The 22,767-nt window shown below is 62.6% G+C and carries 19 protein-coding genes and 2 pseudogenes; 13 read left to right on the top strand and 8 right to left on the bottom strand.

The annotated features are described in order from the left end of the window. Nucleotides 1-29 precede the first annotated feature (29 nt). The gene (locus VHN57_RS00730) at nucleotides 30-809 is read left to right on the top strand and encodes an IS5 family transposase (RefSeq protein ID WP_423282333.1); all 780 of its coding nucleotides are present in this window, start codon (nucleotides 30-32) and stop codon (nucleotides 807-809) included. Here the strand turns inward: VHN57_RS00730 and VHN57_RS00725 are convergent. Further along, nucleotides 806-1,489, bottom strand: coding sequence for an IS3 family transposase (locus tag VHN57_RS00725; RefSeq protein ID WP_423282331.1), 684 nt, complete (start codon nucleotides 1,487-1,489; stop codon nucleotides 806-808). The two genes, VHN57_RS00730 and VHN57_RS00725, sit on opposite strands and share 4 nt — an antisense overlap. Before the next feature lie 45 nt (nucleotides 1,490-1,534). Continuing rightward, nucleotides 1,535-2,316 (bottom strand): annotated as a pseudogene (locus tag VHN57_RS00720) (IS5 family transposase). Between the two features lie 392 nt (nucleotides 2,317-2,708). Here VHN57_RS00720 and VHN57_RS00715 point away from each other — a divergent pair. Then, nucleotides 2,709-2,894, top strand: a pseudogene (locus VHN57_RS00715) (transposase); the annotation flags it as partial. Between the two features lie 95 nt (nucleotides 2,895-2,989). Here VHN57_RS00715 and ndk read toward each other — a convergent pair. From ndk to VHN57_RS00700, 3 genes are all read right to left on the bottom strand, one after another. Further along, nucleotides 2,990-3,412 (bottom strand): nucleoside-diphosphate kinase, encoded by a 423-nt coding sequence (ndk, locus tag VHN57_RS00710; RefSeq protein ID WP_004210674.1) that lies wholly within the window; start codon nucleotides 3,410-3,412, stop codon nucleotides 2,990-2,992. Nucleotides 3,413-3,525: 113 nt separating this feature from the next. Then, a complete protein-coding gene (locus VHN57_RS00705; protein WP_278987239.1) occupies nucleotides 3,526-3,963 on the bottom strand; it encodes a DNA polymerase III subunit chi in 438 nt (145 codons plus the stop codon). Nucleotides 3,964-3,968: 5 nt separating this feature from the next. Further along, nucleotides 3,969-5,414, bottom strand: a complete 1,446-nt coding sequence (locus tag VHN57_RS00700; protein ID WP_278987237.1) for a leucyl aminopeptidase — start codon at nucleotides 5,412-5,414, stop codon at nucleotides 3,969-3,971. A gap of 179 nt (nucleotides 5,415-5,593) precedes the next feature. Here VHN57_RS00700 and VHN57_RS00695 point away from each other — a divergent pair, with 179 nt between their 5' ends. From VHN57_RS00695 to rsmA, 4 genes are all read left to right on the top strand, one after another. Further along, nucleotides 5,594-7,858: an LPS-assembly protein LptD gene (locus VHN57_RS00695; RefSeq protein WP_125998953.1), complete on the top strand. Its 2,265-nt coding sequence runs from the start codon at nucleotides 5,594-5,596 to the stop codon at nucleotides 7,856-7,858. 86 nt (nucleotides 7,859-7,944) lie between these two features. Then, nucleotides 7,945-9,309: a peptidylprolyl isomerase gene (locus VHN57_RS00690; RefSeq protein ID WP_169859866.1), complete on the top strand. Its 1,365-nt coding sequence runs from the start codon at nucleotides 7,945-7,947 to the stop codon at nucleotides 9,307-9,309. Beyond that, entirely contained in the window at nucleotides 9,287-10,312 is a 1,026-nt protein-coding gene (gene pdxA / locus VHN57_RS00685) for a 4-hydroxythreonine-4-phosphate dehydrogenase PdxA (protein ID WP_010335611.1), read from the top strand. Before VHN57_RS00690 ends, pdxA begins: the two co-directional genes overlap by 23 nt. Beyond that, a complete protein-coding gene (gene rsmA, locus VHN57_RS00680) occupies nucleotides 10,302-11,156 on the top strand; it encodes a 16S rRNA (adenine(1518)-N(6)/adenine(1519)-N(6))-dimethyltransferase RsmA (RefSeq protein ID WP_423282327.1) in 855 nt (284 codons plus the stop codon). Before pdxA ends, rsmA begins: the two co-directional genes overlap by 11 nt. Nucleotides 11,157-11,884: 728 nt before the next feature. Here the strand turns inward: rsmA and VHN57_RS00675 are convergent. Next, complete coding sequence (locus VHN57_RS00675; RefSeq protein WP_278987873.1) at nucleotides 11,885-12,367, bottom strand: hypothetical protein; 483 nt, start codon at nucleotides 12,365-12,367, stop codon at nucleotides 11,885-11,887. A gap of 170 nt (nucleotides 12,368-12,537) precedes the next feature. On the opposite strand from VHN57_RS00675, the gene betI reads away from it, so the two are divergent. From betI to ahpF, 3 genes are all read left to right on the top strand, one after another. Then, nucleotides 12,538-13,140, top strand: a complete 603-nt coding sequence (betI, locus tag VHN57_RS00670) for a transcriptional regulator BetI (protein ID WP_278987871.1) — start codon at nucleotides 12,538-12,540, stop codon at nucleotides 13,138-13,140. A gap of 134 nt (nucleotides 13,141-13,274) precedes the next feature. Further along, nucleotides 13,275-13,838: an alkyl hydroperoxide reductase subunit C gene (gene ahpC, locus VHN57_RS00665; RefSeq protein ID WP_004210655.1), complete on the top strand. Its 564-nt coding sequence runs from the start codon at nucleotides 13,275-13,277 to the stop codon at nucleotides 13,836-13,838. A 187-nt stretch (nucleotides 13,839-14,025) separates the two neighbouring features. Then, the gene (gene ahpF / locus VHN57_RS00660; RefSeq protein ID WP_278392316.1) at nucleotides 14,026-15,606 is read left to right on the top strand and encodes an alkyl hydroperoxide reductase subunit F; all 1,581 of its coding nucleotides are present in this window, start codon (nucleotides 14,026-14,028) and stop codon (nucleotides 15,604-15,606) included. Between the two features lie 113 nt (nucleotides 15,607-15,719). Here ahpF and VHN57_RS00655 read toward each other — a convergent pair whose 3' ends face one another. Further along, entirely contained in the window at nucleotides 15,720-15,914 is a 195-nt protein-coding gene (locus VHN57_RS00655; protein WP_048938279.1) for a hypothetical protein, read from the bottom strand. A 31-nt stretch (nucleotides 15,915-15,945) separates the two neighbouring features. After that, a complete protein-coding gene (locus VHN57_RS00650; RefSeq protein ID WP_069338532.1) occupies nucleotides 15,946-16,884 on the bottom strand; it encodes a right-handed parallel beta-helix repeat-containing protein in 939 nt (312 codons plus the stop codon). Nucleotides 16,885-18,155: 1,271 nt separating this feature from the next. On the opposite strand from VHN57_RS00650, the gene VHN57_RS00645 reads away from it, so the two are divergent. The 4 genes from VHN57_RS00645 (at nucleotide 18,156) to istB (ending at nucleotide 22,421) form a co-directional block, all read left to right on the top strand. Further along, complete coding sequence (locus tag VHN57_RS00645) at nucleotides 18,156-18,707, top strand: recombinase family protein (protein ID WP_423282323.1); 552 nt, start codon at nucleotides 18,156-18,158, stop codon at nucleotides 18,705-18,707. Nucleotides 18,708-19,161: 454 nt separating this feature from the next. Next, the gene (locus tag VHN57_RS00640; RefSeq protein ID WP_423282321.1) at nucleotides 19,162-19,716 is read left to right on the top strand and encodes a hypothetical protein; all 555 of its coding nucleotides are present in this window, start codon (nucleotides 19,162-19,164) and stop codon (nucleotides 19,714-19,716) included. A gap of 385 nt (nucleotides 19,717-20,101) precedes the next feature. Next, the gene (gene istA / locus VHN57_RS00635; RefSeq protein ID WP_009823850.1) at nucleotides 20,102-21,625 is read left to right on the top strand and encodes an IS21 family transposase; all 1,524 of its coding nucleotides are present in this window, start codon (nucleotides 20,102-20,104) and stop codon (nucleotides 21,623-21,625) included. After that, nucleotides 21,615-22,421 carry an IS21-like element helper ATPase IstB gene (gene istB, locus VHN57_RS00630; protein ID WP_037523679.1) on the top strand — a complete coding sequence of 269 codons (807 nt, stop codon included), beginning with the start codon at nucleotides 21,615-21,617 and terminating at the stop codon, nucleotides 22,419-22,421. The genes istA and istB overlap by 11 nt, the downstream gene beginning before the upstream one ends. The last annotated feature ends 346 nt before the right edge of the window (nucleotides 22,422-22,767 follow it).

The following is a 22,767-nucleotide window of genomic DNA, read 5'->3' as shown; positions in this document are numbered from 1 at the left end:
ATTCGAGCCTTCCTTTTAGAAGGGCAAGCATGGATCGCGGCGACCTGAGCGACGCAGAATGGGAATTGATCGGGCCGCTGCTCCCACCCGAGCGTGGCAGGCATGCTCGCCCGGCCGGAGATAACCGGCGCTATCTCAATGGAATGCTGCACGTCCTTCGGGTTGGCTGCCCCTGGCGCGACATGCATGAGCGCTATGGGAAGTGGAACTGGGTCTACGTCCGGTTCCGGCGCTGGGCCGAGCAAGGCGTCTGGGATGCCATGCTGCAAACTCTGGTCGATCTCGGCCTAACCGACGACTGGCAGCACATGATCGACAGCACCACGGTTCGCGGTCATGTCTCGGCCGTGGGCGGAAAAGGGGGGCTTGTGCGCAGGCTTTTGGTCGATCACGCGGCGGCTTTACCTGCAAGGCACGCCCGCTGCGACAATCAAGACCTCCCTCTCGGCTTCTACCTGACGGGCGGGGAGGCTTCCGATTACGGCGGTGTCGATAGCCTCATGGCCATGCCGGTGCCAAAGCCTGCGGCCTTGCTCGCCGACAAGGGCTACGACGGCGACCGTTTCCGCGAGAACCTGCTCCTGCACAACATCCTGCCGGTCATCCCGCCGCGTTCGAACCGCAAGGCACCAGAGCATCCCGACTATCGCCGCTATCGCGATCGCAACCGCGTCGAGCGTATGTTCGGCTTCCTCAAACACCAACGCCGCATCGCGACACGCTTCGAGAAAACCACGCTTTCCTACCTCAGCTTCCTCAACATCGCCGCAGCAAGGCTATGGTTGAAGCATTTTGTCAACGCGACCTAGACGTCTTCTGCTTTCAAAATCTGCTGCCGTTCGAACTGTGCGGGGGATAGCATCCTGTTCCTGACCTGCTTGCGGACGAACATCTCGATGTAATCGAACACGTCCTGCCGGGCTTCATCGCGTGTTTTGTAGGTCCAGCGCCGAATGCGCTCACGCTTGAGCGAGGAGAAGAAGCTTTCAGCCACCGCGTTGTCATGGCAGTTGCCACGGCGGCTCATCGAGTGCTCAAGATTGTGAGCCCGGATGAAGGCCGTCCAGTCCATGCTGGTGAACTGCGAGCCCTGATCCGAATGGATCAGCACCCATTGCTTCGGCTTGCGCCGCCATACCGCCATGTGCAGCGCTTGCAGCACCGCATCGGTGGTCTGCCTGCTCTGCATCGACCAGCCCACCACACGGCGGGAATAGAGATCGATCACGACAGCCAGATAAGCAAAGCCCTCCAGAGGGCGGATGTAGGTGATGTCGGTCACCCAGGCCAGTTCGCGCTTCAACTGACGAATCTCGGCATCCTTGCTGGCATCGCCAGACACCACCTGCGCCAGTTGCCGCTTCCAGGCATACAGCGAACGCTGACTGACGCCGAGCCTCTCAGAAACCTCCGCTACCGGATACCCGCGTTCGGTGATCTGGGCTACCGCATCACGCTTGAACTCATCGCTGAAATCGGGCTTCCCCATCGTCGTCTCCTGTCCTCAAAATTAGGATAGAAAGCATCCAGAAATCTAGGTCGCGTTGACAAAATGCTTCAACCATAGCCTTGCTGCGGCGATGTTGAGGAAGCTGAGGTAGGAAAGCGCGGTTTTCTCGAAGCGTGTCGCGATGCGGCGTTGGTGTTTGAGGAAGCCGAACATGCGCTCGACGCGGTTGCGTTCGCGATAGCGGCGATAGTCGGGATGCTCTGGTGCCTTGCGGTTCGAACGCGGCGGGATGACGGGCAGGATGTTGTGCAGGAGCAGGTTCTCGCGGAAACGGTCGCCGTCGTAGCCCTTGTCGGCGAGCAAGGCCGCAGGCTTTGGCACCGGCATGGCCATGAGGCTATCGACACCGCCGTAATCGGAAGCCTCCCCGCCCGTCAGGTAGAAGCCGAGAGGGAGGTCTTGATTGTCGCAGCGGGCGTGGACCTTGCACGTAAAGCCGCCGCGTGATCGACCAAAAGCCTGCGCACAAGCCCCCCTTTTTCGCCCACGGCCGAGACATGACCGCGAACCGTGGTGCTGTCGATCATGTGCTGCCAGTCGTCGGTTAGGCCGAGATCGACCAGAGTTTGCAGCATGGCATCCCAGACGCCTTGCTCGGCCCAGCGCCGGAACCGGACGTAGACCCAGTTCCACTTCCCATAGCGCTCATGCATGTCGCGCCAGGGGCAGCCAACCCGAAGGACGTGCAGCATTCCATTGAGATAGCGCCGGTTATCTCCGGCCGGGCGAGCATGCCTGCCACGCTCGGGTGGGAGCAGCGGCCCGATCAATTCCCATTCTGCGTCGCTCAGGTCGCCGCGATCCATGCTTGCCCTTCCAAAAGGAAGGCTTGAATCAAAACTTCACCGGCTTGGGAATCTCTTTTGTCAACGCAACCTAGGGGCTACTCACATCCAGCATCTGAGGGAAGGTCGGTAATTTCTAAGGACGTCACCTTCATCGGTTCTTTGTTGACAGTGGTGGCCAATGTCCGCCGACCGTTCCGAGCAAGCAGCATGTCGACAAGTTGTTCCTCAGACATAGGATAATCAGCGGCCATCATGTCACATCATAATCCATACCCGTTTATTTGGCTACGTCCGCCATCCACGGTGGGTTCAACGGGCTGCAGCATTTAATATCTTGAGGAATATGGAGTGTCTCGATGAAGCAGCGTCGTCGGATCTATTACACGGCCAGCCAGCGAGCAGAGATATAGCGCGGCTCCAACGAAAACACCAACTGCCTGCTACGGCAATATTTCCCCAGAGGAACCGATCTGTCGCTATACAGCCAGGCCAAGCTGAGTGCCGTTGCACGGCAACTCAACGAACGGCCAAGGAAAACGCTCGAATATCAAACGCCCGCAGAGCGTTTCCAAGCATGTGTTGCCGCCACCCGTTGAACCCACCACCCAATCCATCATCCTCGCAACAAAAAACCCGGCCGCTCCTTGCGGGAGCGCCGGGCCTTTTGCTCGTCCGGGGACGGGTGTCGGGTTTAGCCGACGATTTCTTCGGGCTTGAAGAAATAGGCGATCTCGATCGCGGCATTTTCTTCGCTGTCCGAACCATGGACCGAATTGGCTTCGATCGATTCGGCCAGTTCCTTGCGGATGGTGCCGGCGTCGGCATTGGCCGGGTTGGTGGCGCCCATGATGTCGCGGTTGCGGGTCACGGCATTTTCGCCTTCCAGAACCTGGACGACGACCGGGCCCGAGATCATGAAGGCGACCAGGTCAGCAAAGAAGGGGCGTTCCTTGTGAACGGCATAGAAGCCCTCGGCCTGCTCGCGGCTCATGCGGATGCGCTTGGAAGCGACGACGCGCAGGCCGGCTTCTTCCAGCATCTTGGTGACGGCGCCGGTCAGGTTGCGACGGGTTGCGTCGGGCTTGATGATCGAAAAAGTGCGCGTGACGGCCATGGCCCTCATAACTCCGGATTGTTGGAATAAAGTTGCGCGCCCTTTAGACCGGGCCGGATCACTTCGCAAGAGGGGCGCGAGTGGGCTTCGTAGAAGTCCCTATTTCCGGGCGTTCACGGCCCCTGCACCCATTTGCGGCCTTCCTGCCGCCAGAAGCGCGGGGTCACGCCCTCGCGCTTGCTGAGCGCCCGCCAGCTGGCCCGCGCCCCGTCGATCGTGTCCGCATCGAAGAAATAGAAGGCGCGATCGAAGCCCAGCGCCTCCTCGCGCCATATTCCGTCTGCCAGCGCGATATGCCTGGCGCCATTGGCCGCGACGCAATCCTGCGCCAGCAGCACCGGCTGGGCGGCGTCCACCCCGTCGCCTGCCAGCCCATTGGCCAGGAAGCTTTCGGGTGGCCCCGCCCACAGGCCCGCCGATATGCGGGCCAGCCGTTCCGGCTCGTCGGCCACCACCAGCAGCCGCGCGCCCATGTCCAGGATGCGCGCCGCGATCGCGGGCAGCACCCCTTCCACGGGATCGCGGCTCAGCTGGTAGAAGTCGACCTGCACCGGCTTCAGCGCTCGAACTTGTCGGCCACCAGCTGGTCGATCAGGCGCACGCCATAGCCGGTCGCGCCCTTGTCGGCGGTGGCGCCGGGCTTGTCCGACCAGACCATGCCGGCAATGTCGAGATGCGCCCACTTCACGCCTTCGTTGACGAAGCGCTTGATGAACTGGGCAGCGGTGATCGAGCCGGCGAAGCGCGGACCGATATTCTTCATGTCGGCGATCGGGCTGTCGATCAGCTTGTCATAGGCCTCCGACAGCGGGAAGCGCCACAGCTTCTCGCCACTGGTCTTGCCCGCCGCCAGCAGGTCGTCGGCCAGCGCATCGTCGTTGGCGAACAAGCCGCCATGCTCGCTGCCGAGCGCAATCATCATCGCCCCGGTCAGGGTGGCGAGGTCGATCACCACTTCAGGTTCATAGGTCTTCTGCGCCCAAGTCACCGCGTCGCACAGCACCAGACGGCCTTCGGCGTCGGTGTTCAGCACCTCGATGGTCTGGCCCGACATCGACGTCACGATGTCGCCGGGGCGCTGGGCATTGGCGTCGGGCATATTCTCGACCAGGCCACAGATGCCGACGACACGCGCCTTGGCCTTGCGACCGGCCAGCGCCTTCATGGCACCAGCGACGGCACCGGCGCCGCCCATGTCCCACTTCATGTCTTCCATGCCGGGGCCAGGCTTGAGCGAAATGCCGCCAGTGTCGAAGGTCACACCCTTACCGATGAACACGACCGGCTTTTCGGCGGCCCCATCAGTGCCGTCCCATTCCATCGCCAGCAACCGCGCTTCACGCGCCGACCCCTGCGCCACGCCCAGCAGCGCGCCCATGCCCAGCTCCGTCATCGCCGCGCGGTCCAGCACGGTGATCTTGACGCCCAGTTCGGCCAGATGCTGGCAGCGCGCGACGAAGCTTTCAGGATAGAGGATGTTGGCCGGTTCCGACACCAGTTCGCGGGTGAAGGCAACGCCGGCGGCGACCGCCGACAGCTTGGCCCATTCGGCCTCGGCGCCGGTTGCGACGATCGTCACGGTCGCCAGCGTCGGCTTCGCCTTTTCGGGCTGACGCGTGCGATAGGTGTCGATCCGCCAGCTGCGCAGCAGCGCGCCCAGGCCCAGCCGTGCGGCATCCTCGCCACTGACGCCGGCCGGGAATTCGACCGCTGCGTGGGTGGCGCCGCTGGTCGACAGCTTGGCGGTCAGCGCGCCGCCAGCCCGCTCCAGGTCGGCCGCACTGCCATTGCCGATGCCCAGCAGCAGGACGCGCAGCACTGCGCCGCCTTCCTCGACGAAGCTCTCGACGCTGCCGCCCGCCTCACCGGCGAAGCGCGCGGCGGCGGCGCCGGCGACCAGCGTGGCCGATGCGGTAAGCGGCAGGCTGTCGACAGTCCCCTTCGCCACGGCAAGGACCAACGTGTCGACCTGGGGGCGCGTGGGGCTGAATTGGATGTCCATCTGGGGGCCTTTTCTCTGGAATGCCGTGTCGTTCTTGTTTCAGCCAGATAGTGCGGCTTTGCCGCTCTGCAAAGCCATTCGGCGGATTTCCGCCGTCCCGAATGCGAGCAGCGATTGCGGCGCGGGCCAAGCAGTGCGATAGGCAGGGACCAGAAGTGCCCACAAAGAGGCCCCTACGCTTGCAGATTTCCGTGTTTCCCCTGTCGTTCAAACAGGCGCTGCTTGCCGGCGCTGCCTCGTCCTGCCTGCTCGCGGCGCCGCTGGCCCATGCGCAACAGGCGCCCGAGCCCAAGCTGAACGAGCCCCAGACGCCGATCAGCGCGCCCGACGCGCCAGTGCCCGACAATGACCAGGAAATCGGCTTCGCCGCCGATACGCTGGAATATGACACCAACAGTCAGGTCGTGACCGCCACCGGCAATGTCCAGTTGCTGCGCGACGGCAACCGGCTGCGCGCTGACAAGATCGTGTGGGACCGCAACACCGGCAAGGTCGAGGCACAGGGCGCCGTCTCGGTGATCGATCCCGACGGCAATGTCGCCTATGGTGATCGCTTCGATGTCACCGATACGCTCAAGGATGGCGCGGTCGACAATATATTGCTGGTCCTCCAGAAGGGCGGCCGCATGGCCGCGACCAAGGGCGAGCGGGTCAATGGCGTCTATACGTTGCACCACGCCGCCTATACCGGCTGTCCGGTGGAAGGCAGCGACGGTTGCCCCAAGGAACCGACCTGGCAGATCAACGCGGTCAAGGTCGTCTATGACCCGACCAAGCAGCGCGTCTCCTATACCCGCGCCAATGTCGAGCTGTTCGGCCTGCCGCTGATCCCGGTGCCGGGCCTGTCGCATCCGGTCGGCGACGATGGCGGCAGCGGCCTTCTGGTCCCCAATATCCGTTATGACCGGGTCAACGGCTTCGAGGTCGCGGTCCCCTATTATCTCAAGCTCGCGCCCAATCGCGACCTGACCGTCACGCCGCACGTCTACAGCGATTCGCTGCCGATGATCGAAGGCAATTTCCGCCATCTCTACGATCGCGGCGCCTATCAGATCACCGGCTATGCCACCTATGGCAGCCGGTCGAGCGGCATCACGCCGACCGATTCGCAAAAGGACATCCGCGGCGCGATCGACGCCAGCGGCGGCATGCAGCTGTCGCCGGAATGGAGCGTCAACGGGTCGATCCGGGTCGCCACCGACCGCACCTTCCTGCGCCGCTACGACATCAGCCGCGACGACCGGCTGCGTTCGACCCTGGGCGTCCAGCGGATCGGCGAGAACAGCTATTTCTCGCTCGCCGGCTGGGCGGTGCAGACGCTGCGCGTCGATGACCCCCAGGGCCAGATGCCGATCGCCCTGCCGGTCATGGATTATCGGCTGCGGATGAAGGATCCGCTGCTGGGCGGCCAGATGCAGTTCCAGGCCAATACGCTGGCGATCACCCGGACCGAAGGGCAGGATACCCAGCGCGCCTTTGCCGCGTTCGAATGGAATCTGCGCAAGCTGACCGGCCTTGGCCAGGAAGTGAATTTCACCACCTATCTGCGCGGCGACGTCTATCACAGCAGCGACAATCTGCTCACCGACACGATCAGCTATGCCGGCGATCCGGGTTGGAAGGCGCGCGGCATCGCCGCCGCCGCGGTCGACATGCGCTGGCCCTTCATGGGTGAGGCCTTCGGCGGCGTGCAGCGCATCGCCCCGCGCGTCCAGATCGTCGCCTCGCCCCATCTCGCCAACCTGTCGGTGCCCAATGAGGATGCCCGGTCGGTCGATCTGGAGGACAGTAACCTCTTCGCGCTCAACCGCTTCGCGGGCTATGACCGGTTCGAGGATTCGAGCCGCATCACCTATGGCCTGGAATATAATCTGGCGCTGCCCGACTTCACGCTCGACGCCAATGTCGGCCAGAGCTACCGGCTCGACAACCGCGCCAGCATCCTGCCCGACGGCACCGGCCTGTCCGACCGCATGTCCGACATCGTCGGCCGCTGGACCATCCGCTACAAGGATTTCGTCAGCTTCACCCAGCGCTTCCGGGTCGACAAGGACAATCTGGCGGTCCGCCGGAACGAGGTCGACGCGACCGTGGGCAGCAAGAAGACCTATGCCCAGATCAGCTATCTGCGCCTCAACCGCAACGCCAACATCACGCTGGAGGATCTGCAGGACCGCGAGGAACTGCGCCTTGGCGGCCGCATCCAGTTCGCCCGCTTCTGGTCGGTGTTCGGCTCGACCGTCATCGATCTTACCGGCGCGCAGGAAGATCCGGGCACCACGGCCGACGGCTATGAGCCGGTGCGCCAGCGCCTCGGCGTTGCCTATGAGGATGATTGTTTGACGCTGGGCTTTACATGGCGGCGCGACTATCAGACCAACGGTGACGCGCGCGCCGGCAACAGCTTCCAGCTGCGGCTGGCTTTTCGCAATATTGGCATATAAGGAACTGCCTTCCCGCCGTCCGCTCAGGACCGGTTAAGGCGGAACGGGGCATTGGCTCCCGACCGTATTGGAGATTTTTGCCGACGATGCTTTCTGTCGTTTTCTCGCCCAAATCCGTTCGCTCGGGCCTGCGCACCCTGCTTCTGTCCACCGCCCTTCTGGGCATGGCGGCACAGACCGTGTCGGCCCAGGCCGTCGACGATGACGCCGATCAGGGCCTGAACCTGCCCAAGGACGTCACCATCTTCGGCAAGAATGATCCCAATGTCCGCAAGGCGACGGCGATCGTGAACGGCCGCATCATCACCGGCACCGATGTCGATCAGCGCCTGGCCCTGATCATCACCGCCAATGGCGGCAAGGTGTCGGCCGAGGAAAAGGAACGGCTGCGCGTTCAGGTTCTGCGCAACCTGATCGACGAAACGCTGCAGATTCAGGAAGCGGCGGCCAACGACATCAAGATCGATCCGGCCGAAGTGAACCAGAGCTATGAGCGCGTCGCGGCCAATTTCCGCAAGTCGCCGCCCCAGTTCGACCAGTATCTGCGCGAACAGGGCAGCTCGGCCAGCAGCATCAAGCGCCAGATCGAGGGCGAACTGGCCTGGAGCCGCCTGCTCCGCCGCAACATCCAGCCCTTCGTCAACGTCTCCGAAGACGAAGTGAAGTCGGTGGTCGATCGCCTCAACGCCGCCAAGGGCAGCGACGAAGTGCGGATCAGCGAAATCTACCTGTCCTCGACGCCGGAAAACCGTGACCAGATCACGGCCAACGCGCGCAACATCATCGAACAGATCAAGCAGGGCGGCAGCTTCGCCGCCTATGCCCGTCAGTTCTCCGAAGCCTCCACCGCCGTCGTCGGCGGCGATCTCGGCTGGGTCCGCCCCAGCCAGCTGCCGACCGAACTGGCACAGGCCGCCACCGAATTGCAGGTCGGCCAGCTCGCCGGCCCGATCGAGACGGTGGGCGGCATGTCGATCATCTATGTGATGGACAAGCGCAAGGTGCTGACCGCCGATCCGCGCGATTCGCTGCTCAGCCTCAAGCAGCTGTCGGTCCTCTTCCCGGCCGGCACCAGCAAGGAAGCCGCCAGCCAGAAGGCCGCGACCTTCGCCGCCGCGGTCAAGGAGATCAAGGGCTGCGGCCAGGCGAACGAAATCGGCGCCCGCATCGGCGCCGACGTGGTCGACAATGACAATGTGAAGCTGCGCGACCTGCCGCCCCAGTTGCAGGACATCCTGGTCAATCTGCAGGTCGGCGAATCCACCCCGCCCTTCGGCTCGATCAACGATGGCGTCCGCGTCCTGATCGTCTGCGGCCGCGACGAGCCGCAGTCGGCCAACGCCCCCAATCCCGAACAGATCCAGGCCCAGCTGGAAGAGGAACGCGTCAACAAGCGCGCCCGCATCTATCTGCGCGATCTTCGCCGCGATGCCGTTATCGAATATAACTGATCCGGTCAGCCTGCCGCCCTTCGCCGTCTCGCTCGGCGACCCGGCAGGCATCGGGCCGGAAATCGTCGCCAAGGCTTGGGTCATGCGCGAAGCGCGTGGCCTGCCTGCCTTCTTCGCCGTCGGCGATGCTGCATCGCTGCGCGCGGTGTGGCTCGGCCCGGTCGAGATCGTCGGATCGCCCGAGGAAGCCGCGCAGGTGTTCGAGCGCGCCCTGCCCTGCATGCAGGTGGCCGAAGCGGGCGAGATCGTGCCCGGCACGCCCAGCATCGACGGCGCCCGCACCGCTTTCCAGGCACTGGAGGTTGCGGTCGGCCTTGCCCGCACCGGATCGGCCGCCGGCATCGTCACCGCGCCGGTCGGCAAGGAACAACTGTACGGCGTCGGCTTCACCCATCCGGGCCAGACCGAATTCGTCGCCGAACGCTGCGGCGTCTCGGCGCAGAACGCGGTCATGATGCTCGCCGGCCCGTCGCTCAAGGTGGTGCCGATCACCATCCATATCGCGCTGGCCGATGTGCCCTCGGCGCTGACCATCGATCTGATCCGCGCGCGCGCCCTCACCACGGTGAAGGGGCTGCAGCGCAATTTCGGCATCGCCCGCCCCCGTCTCGCCGTCGCCGGCCTCAACCCGCATGCCGGGGAGAATGGCGCACTCGGCCGCGAGGAGATTGAGGTGATCCGCCCGGCGATCGAGGCGCTGCGCGCCGAAGGGATCGACATTGTCGGCCCGCTGGCGGCCGATGGCATGTTCCATGCCCGCGCCCGCGAAGCCTATGACGCGGCGCTCTGCATGTATCATGATCAGGCGCTGATCCCGATCAAGACGCTGAACTTCGACGATGGCGTCAACATCACCCTGGGCCTGCCGATCGTGCGCACCTCGCCCGATCATGGCACCGCCTTCGGCATCGCCGGCACCGACAGCGCCAATCCCGGCGCGATGATCGCCGCCCTCAAGATGGCGGCCGAAGCCGCCCGCGCACGGATTGCCTATGCCGGCTGACGCCCGCCCCACCTTGCCGCCGCTGCGCGACGTGATCGCCGCCCATGGGCTTCAGGCCAGCAAGGCGCTCGGCCAGAATTTCCTGCTCGACGAACAGTTGCTCGACCGGATCGCCGCCATTCCCGGCGGCATCCAGGATCAGCCCGCGTTCGAGGTCGGCCCCGGCCCCGGCGGCCTGACCCGCGCGATCCTGCGCGCCGGCGGACGGCTGGTCGCGGTCGAGCGCGACCGGCGCTGCCTGCCGGCGCTCGCCGAACTGGAGCTGGCCTTCCCCGGTCAGTTGCGCGTCATTTCCGGCGACGCGATGGAGGTGGATGCCCGTGCCGAGGCCGGCGATGGCGCCCATATCATCGCCAACCTGCCCTATAATGTCGGCACCGCCCTGCTGGTCGGCTGGCTGTCTGCGCTATGGGCGCCGCTGCCCTGGTGGTCCAGCCTGACGCTCATGTTCCAGATGGAAGTGGCCGAACGCATCGTCGCGAAGCCGGGCACCGACCATTATGGCCGCCTCGCCGTCCTCGCCCAGTGGCGCAGCGACGCGCGCATCGCCATGAAGGTGCATCGCAGCGCCTTCACCCCGCCGCCCAAGGTGATGTCGGCCGTGGTCCACATCACCCCCAAGCCGGCGCCGGAAGGCGTGCAGCTCAAGATCCTGGAACGCCTGACCGCCGCCGCCTTCGGCCAGCGCCGCAAGATGCTGCGCCAGAGCCTCAAGTCCGTCCCCGGCGCGCTCGATGCACTGGAAGCGATCGGCATCGACCCGCAACGCCGCGCCGAAACCGTCAGCGTCGAAGAATTCGTCACCCTCGCCCGCCAGCTCGGCCACGCAACGACCAGCGCCTGATTCCGCTACGGGGCACTCCCAGCAAGGCTCAGATACGGAGCCGAAACTGAACGTCTCTGGCACGGTCACCCCTGCGGAGACGTGAGTGACGAAGTTGGGTGGGTAGCGGACTGGCAGCCTACCCTCTCCCGTTCACGGGAGAGGGAGGGGCCCGCGCCGAAGGCGTGGGGGGTGAGGGCCTTCTGAAACAAGCCGCCCTCATCCAACTTCGCCTAACCGGCTTTGCCGGCAAGGCTTCGTATCCTTCTCCCGCCAACGGGAGAAGGAATGAGCACTTCTGGTCGCAACCCGTCGATCCCCGTTGGCGTCATGCCGGGCTTGACCCGGCATGACGCTTTTCGATGCAGCGGATAAAGAAGCGGGACCCCGGCTCAAGGCCGGGGTGACGATGGCAGCTTCTGGTCGTCAGCCGTCAAAACCCGACAGCGTCAGGCAAGCCCTGTCCTACTCGCCCAATCTCTGATCTACCCTGGGCGATGCACCAGCACCGCGCCCTTCCCTCGCCCCGACCGCAGCCCGCCACAGGCGGTGACCCATGTGTCGCCCCCCTGTCGCGTCGGCATGACCCGACCGGCGCGTCGGTGCGAGGCTGTCCTGACCCAGCTGACGCGCGACGGTCGCGTCATGGGCGCGTGGCAGGCGCATATCCGGTGCAAACGGCCCTAAATGCCGTACGACACTGTGAACTTCGGCGCTGTCACGTCGGCATGACCTTTGCCGTTCCCGCTTTATCGGCAATAGCCTTCCTCGCCCGGCTTCACGATCAGGCAGTCCTGCTTGTCGGCGAGATATTTGAAACCCGTCTCCGCCCCGGTGCCCGGTCGGATGGCAAGATCGCGGCCATCGCGCACGAAACGGATCGCCGCGCCATCGGCCAGGCCGCTATAGGTCGCCTCCCGGTCGAGATTATCCTTGTTGGCCAGCGCATAATGGCCCGGCTTGCCATCGGGCGCGGGCTGGATGTCGAGGAACAGCCCTTCCGGTCCGGTCCAGCGCCCGACCCACTCGTCGGTCGGCAGCGCCGCGCCTACATTGTCCGGGGCCGCGACAGAGTCCGTATCCTCGATCGCCTCGGCATGGGCCGGCACGCTCGCATTGTTCGCTACCGCTTCATTGTCCACGCCCTTGGCGCAGCCACCCAGCAGCAATACCGCGCCCAGACCGGGCAGGATCAGGCGAAGGGCGAAAGTGGTGGCGGGCTGTCGGATCATCCATGGTCTCCTTGCTGTCATGACGACAATATGCGGGGCAAACGGGCGAACCGGCCGGATCGATCCGCAATCGGGTCGAACGGCGCTTGCCAGCGCCCGTCATTTCCGCACAATGAGCGGCAACAGAATAGCATGTTCGGGGCGCCGGGTCGCCCCATGCCGGGGGGCAAGTGAGAGCGAAATTCGTACGGGAGTCCGCCGATGTCCGGCGGCAGGCACTGATCGACGCAACGGCAAAATGTCTGGCGGAAAAGGGCGTGGCAGGCACCTCTGTCCGCGCTATCTGCGCCGCCGCGGGCGTATCGTCCGGGCTGTTGACCCATTATTTCGAGGGCGTCGATGCGCTGATCCTGGCCACCTATCGCGATGTCGGGCAGCGCGTGTCCCAGGCCATGGACGCAGCGATCGCAGGCGCGGGCGATCATCCGCTGGACCGGCTACGTGCCTTTCTCCAGGCCAATTTCCGCGAGCCCGTGCTGGACGCCGACCTGCTCGCCACCTGGATCGCCTTCTGGAGCCTGATCAAGTCCAACGCCGATGTCGCGGCCGCCCATGCCGACATCTATGCCGCATCGCGCGCGCAGCTGGAGGGGCTGGTCGCCGCCGCCGCGCCGGCCTTCTCCCCCGCGCAGGTACGGCTCAAGGCCATCGGCCTGACGGCCCTGGTCGACGGGCTGTGGCTGGAATATTGCCTGGATCCCACCAGTTTCAGCGCGGCAGAGGCGCAGCAGCTGGTTGAACGAGCCATGGGTCATGCCCTGCGGGATCAATGAACCGTTCGATTAATCGGATAGTGTGTGATCGCTTTTATCTATCAACATGTCCGAGAAAACCAATTTCCCCCGAATCATCCGCTTCCCTAAACAGGCTTCGCAACAGCAACCCTAATCAAGGAACTGGATAGCCCATGGCTCTCATCAACACCCCCCTGCAGCCTTTCAAGGCAACCGCTTTCAAGGAAGGCAAGTTCGTCGATGTCACCGATGCCGACGTCAAGGGCAAGTGGGCCGTCTTCTTCTTCTACCCGGCCGACTTCACCTTCGTCTGCCCGACCGAGCTGGAAGACCTGGCCGACATCTACCCCACCCTGCAGGGCATGGGCGTGGAAGTCTACTCGGTGTCGACCGACACCCATTTCTGCCACAAGGCCTGGCACGACACTTCGCCGGCCATCGGCAAGATTAACTATTACATGCTGGGTGACCAGAACCACGACATCTCGAACCAGTTCGGCGTGCTGCGCGAAGGCGTCGGCCTGGCCGACCGCGGCACCTTCGTGCTCGATCCGGAAGGCGTGATCCAGCTGGTCGAAATCACCCCCGAGGGCGTGGGTCGCAACGCGGCCGAACTGCTGCGCAAGATCAAGGCGCTGCAGTACTGGACCAGCCATCCGGGCGAAGTCTGCCCCGCCAAGTGGGAAGAAGGCGCGGAAACCCTCGCCCCCTCGCTCGACCTCGTCGGCAAGATCTAAGCATCTTTAGGTGCTGACAGGCCGCCGGGTTCGCCCAGATTGAGGGGACCCGGCGGACCTTCAAAAAAATTTCTACAGACTTATCTTAGTTTCAACGGGGCTTTTGGGTCGCACCAATTCCCCGGACGGGCCGTCGCGTCCTCCCGATCGGGACGGCCCGCCATTTTTTCCACGGAGCCAGACAGACATGTTGGACGCAAATCTCAAGGGGCAGTTGAAGGCCTATCTGGCGAACATCACCCAGCCGATCGAGCTGGTGGCTTCGCTGGATGACGGCGCCAAGTCGCGCGAAATGAACGAATTGCTGACCGAAATCGCCGAGCTTTCGGACAAGGTCAGCCTCGCCACCGGCAACGACAAGCGCAAGCCCAGCTTCATGATCCGCCGGGTCGGCACCGATATCGGCGTCACCTTCGCCGGTCTGCCGATGGGCCATGAATTCACCTCGCTGGTGCTCGCCTTGCTGCAGGTCGGCGGCCATCCGTCCAAGGCCGCGCAGGACCTGATCCAGCAGGTGAAGGATCTCGACGGCGACTTCGCCTTCGAAACCTATTTCTCGCTGTCGTGCCAGAACTGCCCCGACGTGGTGCAGGCGCTGAACCTGATGAGCGTCTTGAACCCCCGGATCAGCCATGTCGCGATCGACGGCGGCCTGTTCAAGGATGAGGTCGACGCCCGCAAGGTCATGGCGGTGCCGACCATCTTCCTCAACGGCGAACCCTTCGGCCAGGGCCGGATGGAACTGGAACAGATCGTCGCCAAGATCGACAGTGGCGCCGAAGCGAAGGCGGCCGAGAAGATCCGCAAGCAGGATCCGTTCGAGGTGCTGGTGGTCGGCGGCGGCCCTGCCGGCGCGGCGGCGGCCATCTATTCGGCGCGCAAAGGCATCCGCACCGGCGTGGCGGCGGAACGCTTCGGCGGCCAGGTGCTCGACACCATGGATATCGAGAATTTCATCTCGGTCAGCCGCACCGAAGGCCCCAAGCTCGCCAGCGCGCTGGAAGCGCACGTCAAGGATTATGACGTCGAGATCATGAACCTGCAGAAGGCGGCGAAGCTGATCCCAGCCAAGACCGAAGGCGGCTATCATGAGGTCGTACTGGAAAATGGCGCGTCGCTGAAGGGCCGCACCATCATCCTGTCGACCGGCGCTCGCTGGCGCCAGATGGGCGTGCCCGGCGAAGACGAATATCGCAACAAGGGCGTCGCCTACTGCCCGCACTGCGATGGTCCGCTGTTCAAGGGCAAGCGCGTGGCGGTGATCGGCGGCGGCAATAGCGGCGTCGAAGCCGCGATCGACCTGGCCGGCATCGTCGCCCATGTGACGCTGATCGAATTCGACAGCCAGCTCCGCGCCGACGCGGTGCTGCAGCGCAAGCTCGCCAGCCTGCCCAACGTCAAGATCATCACCTCGGCCTTGACCACAAAGGTGAACGGCAATGGCGAGCGGGTGAGCGGCCTCAGCTACAAGGATCGCAACAGCGGCACCGAGCATGATGTCGAGCTGGAGGGCATTTTCGTCCAGATCGGCCTGGTCCCGAACACCGAATGGCTCAAGGACACGATCGCCCTCTCGCCCCGTGGCGAGATCGAGATCGACGCGCGCGGCGAAACCAGCCAGCCCGGCATCTTCGCCGCCGGCGACTGCACCACCGTGCCCTACAAGCAGATCGTCATCGCCATGGGTGCGGGGTCAACCGCAGCCCTGTCGGCCTTCGACTATCTGATCCGTCTGCCCACTGCCGAGGAGGCAGCCGAGGCAGCCTGAAAAATGCCCGCCTGAACCATTTCCCCCTTCTGGTTTTCAGGCCAGCGAAGGCCGGTCCGTTACCCTGACGGACCGGCCTTTTTCCTATTTTCTCGTCCGAAATGCGCGGCCGCTCAGCTTTCGATCAGGTCGAGATAGGCGACGACGTCATTGTCTGTGGCGAGGAACAGGCCGTCCTGCACGTCCTGCGGCTGTTGCTCGGCGACGCGCAGGGCTTCGCTCAGGGGGCCATACAGGATCGTCATCGCCGCGCCGTCGTCGCCCAGATGATAGAGGCGGACGGTCGCGCTGTCATAGGTGGTGCGCATCGCCCTTCCCTATCAGATCGGCGAGACCAAGTCAGCGCCGGTCCTTCACCTTCATGCTGGAGGCAAGCTGGTTCTGGCCGATCCGGACGACATCGTCGGTAAAATTGGCGACGAAGGTCGAGCCGCGCGCCAGGCCCGGCACGAAGCCGGCTTTGTTCCCCTCGATCACCAGGGCGCTGCTGTCCTGCTCGCGGCCTTCCGGCGCGATGGTGATAAAGGCGGACCAATTATCCTTGTCCTTGCCCTGTACCATGTCGTTGCCGACGATCTGGCCGCTGGCGCCGTTGCTGAGGTCGATCATGTAATTGGTGAGATGGCCGCCGCTGTCGTCAAAGCTGTTGTCGCGGATATCGACCTGCGCGGCGCGGCTCTTGAGATAATGGCCGCCATCGCCCTGGTCGAAGCGCGAACGGGTGACGCTAAGGCGCGCGACCCGGCCGATATAGATGCCATGGGCACAGTCGAGATCGCGGTCGCACCGGCCGAGATGGCGGAAGGTCGACTTGTCGATCTGGACCGTGGCACCGCGATCCTCGCCGGTCAGAATGCCTTCCTCGCTGTTGCGGAACAGGCTGTTACTGACGGAAAGATTGCCCTTTTCGAGGCGGATGCCCGATCCATTGCCGTCAGGCACGCGCAGATTCTGGAAGATCAGGCCATCGACCATGGTGGCGCGGCCGCGCAGCACCAAAGCCGCCTTTTCTTCGCAGATCGTGCCGTCGAAAATCGCGCTGCCCGGCGTTGCCGCCTTGATCGTCACCTCGCCGCCATTCTGCACCGCGCATTGGCGATAGGTACCCGGCGCGACGATGACCGTGCCCTTGCCATCGCCGATCGCGCCGATCGCATCGGCGAGCGAGGCAAAGCCCCGCCCATTTTCGGCGAGCGTGAAAGGGGCCGGCGCGCTCTGGGCAAAGGCCGACGCGGTGATGGCTGCGGACACCAGCAGCAGGGTCGAGAGGATGCGCATGACATCAAGGCTAGGCGCCGACCGCATCATAGCCAAGCCCCATAGTAAACCTGAAAGCACATGCCCCACTTTGGGGCAGGATTATTGCCAAGACGTATACAGGGGTCCGGCGCCCCTAAAAGGCCGTTCGCCTTTCACCTGACCGTCGGCGAAGCGGCAGACCGCAACGCAATGACATCCTGATCGAACGCACCGCACGCCCGTCCGTCGCTTCCGCTTGCAGAACAGAAGATTGAGGCCGGCATATCTGACCAGTCAAACGGCCGCGTGAAGACCGAGTATGATAAAATACTCTCCCCACGACGGAAGCGCAGCGAGTGCGCATGAGACAAATCGCAAGGAATGGTGCGTTTACCGGCAGGGTTTATTGTCATCGCACGGGACGCGAACACCATATTGGTAGACCGCTCCTCGACGCCACAAACCGGTATATCTTCTGGGCGAAACCTTTGGGCTACACCTCGCGGTCCGATTTTCCGTTTCTTTTTAAGGTGTTAAATTGGATTCGACGCCGGCACTGGGCGACACTCTTGGGTTACAGCCGCGCGCCGGAAATCGTTCAATCGATTGTTTTTCAACGATTTTCTGGGAAATGGTGCGCTTACGTGATGCGGTCAGGAAGAACTCTTGGACAGCCAAAAGCCCCGGAATTTCTGGCTTTCAGAGCCTTGCCGTTCGAGTAGCTTGTACCTGCCCCTTGTACCCTCTGCAAGTAGTTTAGATGGATCACACCGCACCGTCTTGGGGGTCCCGCAGGGCGAAAGGGAACCCATTGAAAAAAGGGGGACCCTAAAAATCGGATGGTCGGGAAATCTCAGGGCGAGCATGCATACACTTGGGGTCCGATGTTGATGTTGGCGAGCGAGCGAAGCCGTCAGTTTCGAGCCGGATTAGAGAATGGGCGATCAGGGGGAACCCGCAGCGTCGGAAGGGGACCCGTGGAAACCCCAAGACCGAATGGGACCCAGTGCCCTGCCCGCGCCGAACCTGCCGAGCCGTGTCGGGCGCTACCGCAATCCTGAGCGGGGCACCATGCGCGAGGACAGGGCTGGCGGCATTAGCCCATGATCGTCCGCCTGAAGCAACGGGACATTAGCCGCAGACATTGATCCCCGCCACCAATTGGCCTGCTGTGTACTTTGGGTACACTCACAGAGGGCGTACACCGCCACCTCATGCATGTGTACACTTAGGGTCGTTTGAATATTTAGTTGACGATCAGCACGGAGGCTCTTAGACCTTTTTACACAATCTCAGCTAGGACACATTCCATGAGCCTGATCGGTTATGCCCGCGTCTCGACCTCCAGCCAGTCCACGAACATACAGGTCGCCAAGCTGAAAGAGGCGGGATGCGGCATCATCCGCATGGAGAAGGTATCAGGCCGCAGCCGTGAGGGCCGCACGGAGCTTGAGACGATTTTGGAATTTATCCAGGCCGGGGATACCCTCGTCGTTGCCAAGCTGGACCGCCTTGGCCGCTCAACACGCGACGTCCTCAACCTCGTGCATGAACTAGAGGAGCGTGGCGCGGCCCTGAGGGTCCTTGAGCCTGAGATTGATACCAGCGGACCGATGGGCAAAATCGTCCTAACCGTCCTGGGCATGGTGTCCGAGATGGAACTAGGGTTCATCCGCGAGCGCCAAAAGGACGGAATCGCAAAGGCGAAGGCCGAAGGGCGCTATAAGGGCCGCCCGGTCACGCTGGACGCCGTGGAGCTTCGCAGACTCAAAGCGGAGGGTCTAGGCGCTACGGAAATAGCGCGGCGGCTCAACTGCTCGCGCAGCGCGGTCTACAAGGTACTTGGTGGTAAAGCTGGCTAGGGGCCTAAGCTGCCGGGCACCTGAGTAAGATCAGGGCAATCGGGAACGAAGCCCGTGGAGGCTGCTAGAACGGACGCGAGGCGATCCGCACACTTGGCGCAGATGCCATGTCGGCCTTTGAAAGCAGGCTGGCGCTGGGTGTTGAGGGCGACACTAGCCACGAAACTTGTCGTCGCCCTCCTAGACCTTCGCGAGAAGTTCTAGCGCCTTAGGGGGCGTCCGGTCCTTACAGGTCGGGCGGCCTCCCTCCCCTTCCATACAGAGCCTAGCGCCAAAGGAGAAGCCCGAAGGCCTACAAGGGACGCGACGGCGCGTTGACAAATCCGGAAGGAACAAGAACCACCAATTTCTGCCGTTCGGTGGTCAAAATTCTTTCCCCAAGAGCGGAACGTCATCTAACCAGCCCCTTTCCCCTCTCACTGATTTGGAGAAGCCCCTAGAGGCGAATTGACCGATGGAATTGGATGATATCGAAGCAATCTGCGTTCCGGAATACGACTGGCCAACGATGCAGAACATTACGGTTGTCGGTAAGGCGGGCAATGGCGAGCGCCTATGCACGTTAAAAGCTCTCCGTTGGGCCGAGCCATGTTTTGACATGTCCCAAGCCGACGATCTCGCCACATCCTTCGAGGAGCATAGCGGGTTTGCCTACGATCTTGCCGACTACCTCCAGAAATCCAGGCGGGCGATGGTGAGTCGACATGGCAAACCTGATGCTGTCACCGCAGGTTTCATTGGCATTCTCACTATACGAACTGAGCCAGCAGCCGTGGGCAACCGACTTGGGCTCGAGTTGATACGCTTCCTTAAAAGTTTGCACGCTGGAATGGCGTGGTATGCGGGGCTGCAAGCCGCGCCTTATGACATGGAACGTGGCAGTTCTGCCTACAAGGACATGCGCAGGCGGCTAATTGGCTATTATGGGTCAGATGTGGACCTCGGCTTTAAGGAAGATGCACCACGTGTTGCACCTGGGCTTATGACCGCATTCTGGAATCAAGAGTAGGAATGCGAGACACCCGGACAGGTCCTAAAGGCGTGGCATACTAGATTTGAAGCAACCAGAAGCGGAATGACTGTGCAACTGGATCGATGGCTCGGGATGGCAGGGAGGAGAAGGACGGGTTTTGGATTCACAACCACCGAAGCAGACCTTCACGCTGAATATGCGCATAGACGCTTTCTGCCCAGAGCGGGCCTTCGCGCCAGGCGTAGCGGAGACCGATCCCCGCCAAAAGCAGACGATCTCGCCAAGCGCGAAGCGCGTCTAGCCTCAGCCTGTTGATTTCCACTGAGAAGTGACCCGGGTAGGGCATAAATTTCCACTGAGAATTGACCCATGTTGAACTCGTCCCTGGCTTTGACAAGCGAGGGTATATGGAGTGTTGGACATGGCGTTATTGAGCGTTATCCGGCGCTGGCATTTTCGCGATCATCTACCGATCCGGGAGATAGCGCGGCGCACCGGACTATCACGCAACACGATCCGCAAATATTTGCGGTCCGAGACGATCGATCCGCGGTTCAAGGTGCCTGATCGACCAAGCAAACTGGACCCATTTGCTGAGCATCTGGCGGCCTGGCTGCGGCGCGATATGGGCCGATCGCGCAAGCAGAAGCGCACGATCAAGCAGTTTCACGCCGATTTGGTGAGCCTGGGTTATGAAGGATCCTACAACCGGGTTGCCGCTTTTGCTCGGGACTGGCGCGAAGATTATCGGCGCCAGCAACAGATTGGCGGGCGTGGGACATTCGTGCCCCTGTCGTTCGCGCCGGGGGAAGCTTTCCAGTTTGATTGGAGTGAGGACTGGGCAATCATCGCCGGGGTTCGGACCAAGCTGCAGGTCGCGCATTTCAAGCTCAGTTACAGCCGGGCATTCATCGTGCGAGCCTACCTGCTGCAAACCCATGAGATGCTGTTCGACGCCCATAATCACGCCTTCCGCGTGCTGGGCGGCGTGCCGCGCCGGGGTATCTATGACAATATGCGCACGGCCGTCGACAAGGTCGGGCGTGGCAAGGAACGCACCGTCAACGCACGCTTCCTGACGATGGTCAGCCACTATCTGTTCGAAGCTGAGTTCTGTAACCCGGCTGCGGGATGGGAAAAGGGGCAGGTCGAGAAGAATGTCCAGGATGCGCGGCACCGTCTGTGGCAACCCACGCCGCAGGTCGAAAGCCTTGATGCGCTGAACCTGTGGCTGGAGGAGCGCTGCAAGGCGTTATGGGAGGACATCCCTCACGGGATCGAACCCGGATCGGTTGCCAATGCCTGGGCCGATGAATCTGAGTGTCTGATGGTTGCGGGCAGGCCCTTCGATGGTTTTGTGGAATATCGCAAACGGGTATCGCCGACGTGCCTCATCCACTTTGAGCGCAATCGCTACAGCGTACCGGCCTCTTTCGCCAATCGCACTGTCAGCCTGCGCGTCTATCCTGATCGCTTCCAGGTCGTCGCCGAGGGGCAGCCAATCTGCGCACATCAGCGCATCATCAACCGCTCTCACGACGGTCCAGGTCATACGGTTTATGACTGGCGCCATTATCTGGCGGTCGTGCAGCGCAAGCCCGGCGCCCTGCGCAACGGTGCGCCCTTCCTTGAGCTACCCGATGCGTTCCAGCGTCTGCAGCGACATCTGTTGCGCAATCCCGGCGGCGACAGGGAAATGGTCGAAATACTGGCGCTGGTTCTTCATCATGATGAGCAACTGGTGCTGACGGCGGTCACCATGGCGCTGGAGGCTGGCGTTCCGACCAAGACCCATATCCTCAATCTGCTCTATAGGCTGGTCGACGGAAAACCGATCTCCACGCCGCCGGTGACGGCGCCCCAGGCGCTCAAGCTGGTCAGCGAGCCGATGGCCAATGTCGAACGCTATGATGATCTGCGCAAGGAGAAGCGTCATGCGTCATGACCCTGCCAGCGGCGCCATCGTCGTCATGCTCCGCAGCCTCAAGATGCATGGCATGGCGCAGGCCGTCACCGATCTCATGGAACAGGGATCTCCAGCCTTCGAAGCCGCCATCCCGATCCTCTCCCAGTTGCTCAAAGCCGAGACAGCAGAACGGGAGGTTCGGTCTGTGGCCTATCAGCTCAAGATCGCGCGCTTCCCTGTCTATCGCGATCTGGCCGGCTTCGACTTTACCAGTAGCGAGGTCAATGAAGCTCTGGTGCGTCAGTTGCATCGCTGCGACTTCATCGACATCGCCGACAATATCGTGCTGGTCGGCGGTCCTGGCACCGGCAAGAGCCATGTGGCAACGGCGCTGGGCATCCAGGCCATCGAACATCATCGAAAGCGCGTCCGCTTCTTCTCGACGGTCGAACTGGTCAATGCGCTCGAGCAGGAAAAAGCACAGGGCAAGGCCGGTCAGATCGCCAATCGCCTCCTGCACTCCGATCTCGTTATCCTGGATGAGCTTGGATATCTGCCGTTCAGTGCTTCAGGTGGCGCGCTGCTCTTCCACCTGCTGAGCAAACTCTACGAGCGCACCAGCGTCATCATCACCACAAACCTGAGCTTCAGCGAATGGGCCACCGTGTTCGGCGACGCCAAAATGACCACGGCGCTCCTCGATCGGCTTACCCATCACTGCCACATCCTGGAGACCGGCAACGATAGCTTCCGCTTCAAAAACAGCTCTGCCAAGCAGGCCAGAACCCAAAGGAGAAAACCACGGGTTGACCCACCCGTGACACCCGAAACATAATCCGCAGACGGGTCACTTCTCGATGGAAAACCCGGGTCACTTCTCAGTGGAAATCAACAGTTTCTCAACAAGAACCTTCTCTTCGTCTGCATAAAAACCAAACTCCCTGAGAAGATCATCTACCAATTCTTCGGTAATACGTTCATTTGCCATAATGTTGCCTTGACCTGACTTCGGAAATACATTTTTTAAATGACTACAGGAGCGCGGGGATGAAACGCAGGATACGGCATGCTCGCTTTAGGCGTGTTGATAGATGACATATCCAGAGGTGGATCGGTACATGCTCGTGGTGAAGCGCCTGGTCTGCCGCTCGCGTCAGCTTCCTGACACCGTCCCGACGACC

The organism is Sphingobium salicis subsp. salicis, from assembly GCF_049472635.1.
Taxonomy (GTDB): domain Bacteria; phylum Pseudomonadota; class Alphaproteobacteria; order Sphingomonadales; family Sphingomonadaceae; genus Sphingobium; species Sphingobium yanoikuyae_A.
Note: the sequence above shows the minus strand (reverse complement) of the source record. Positions and strands in the feature narration are given on the sequence as shown.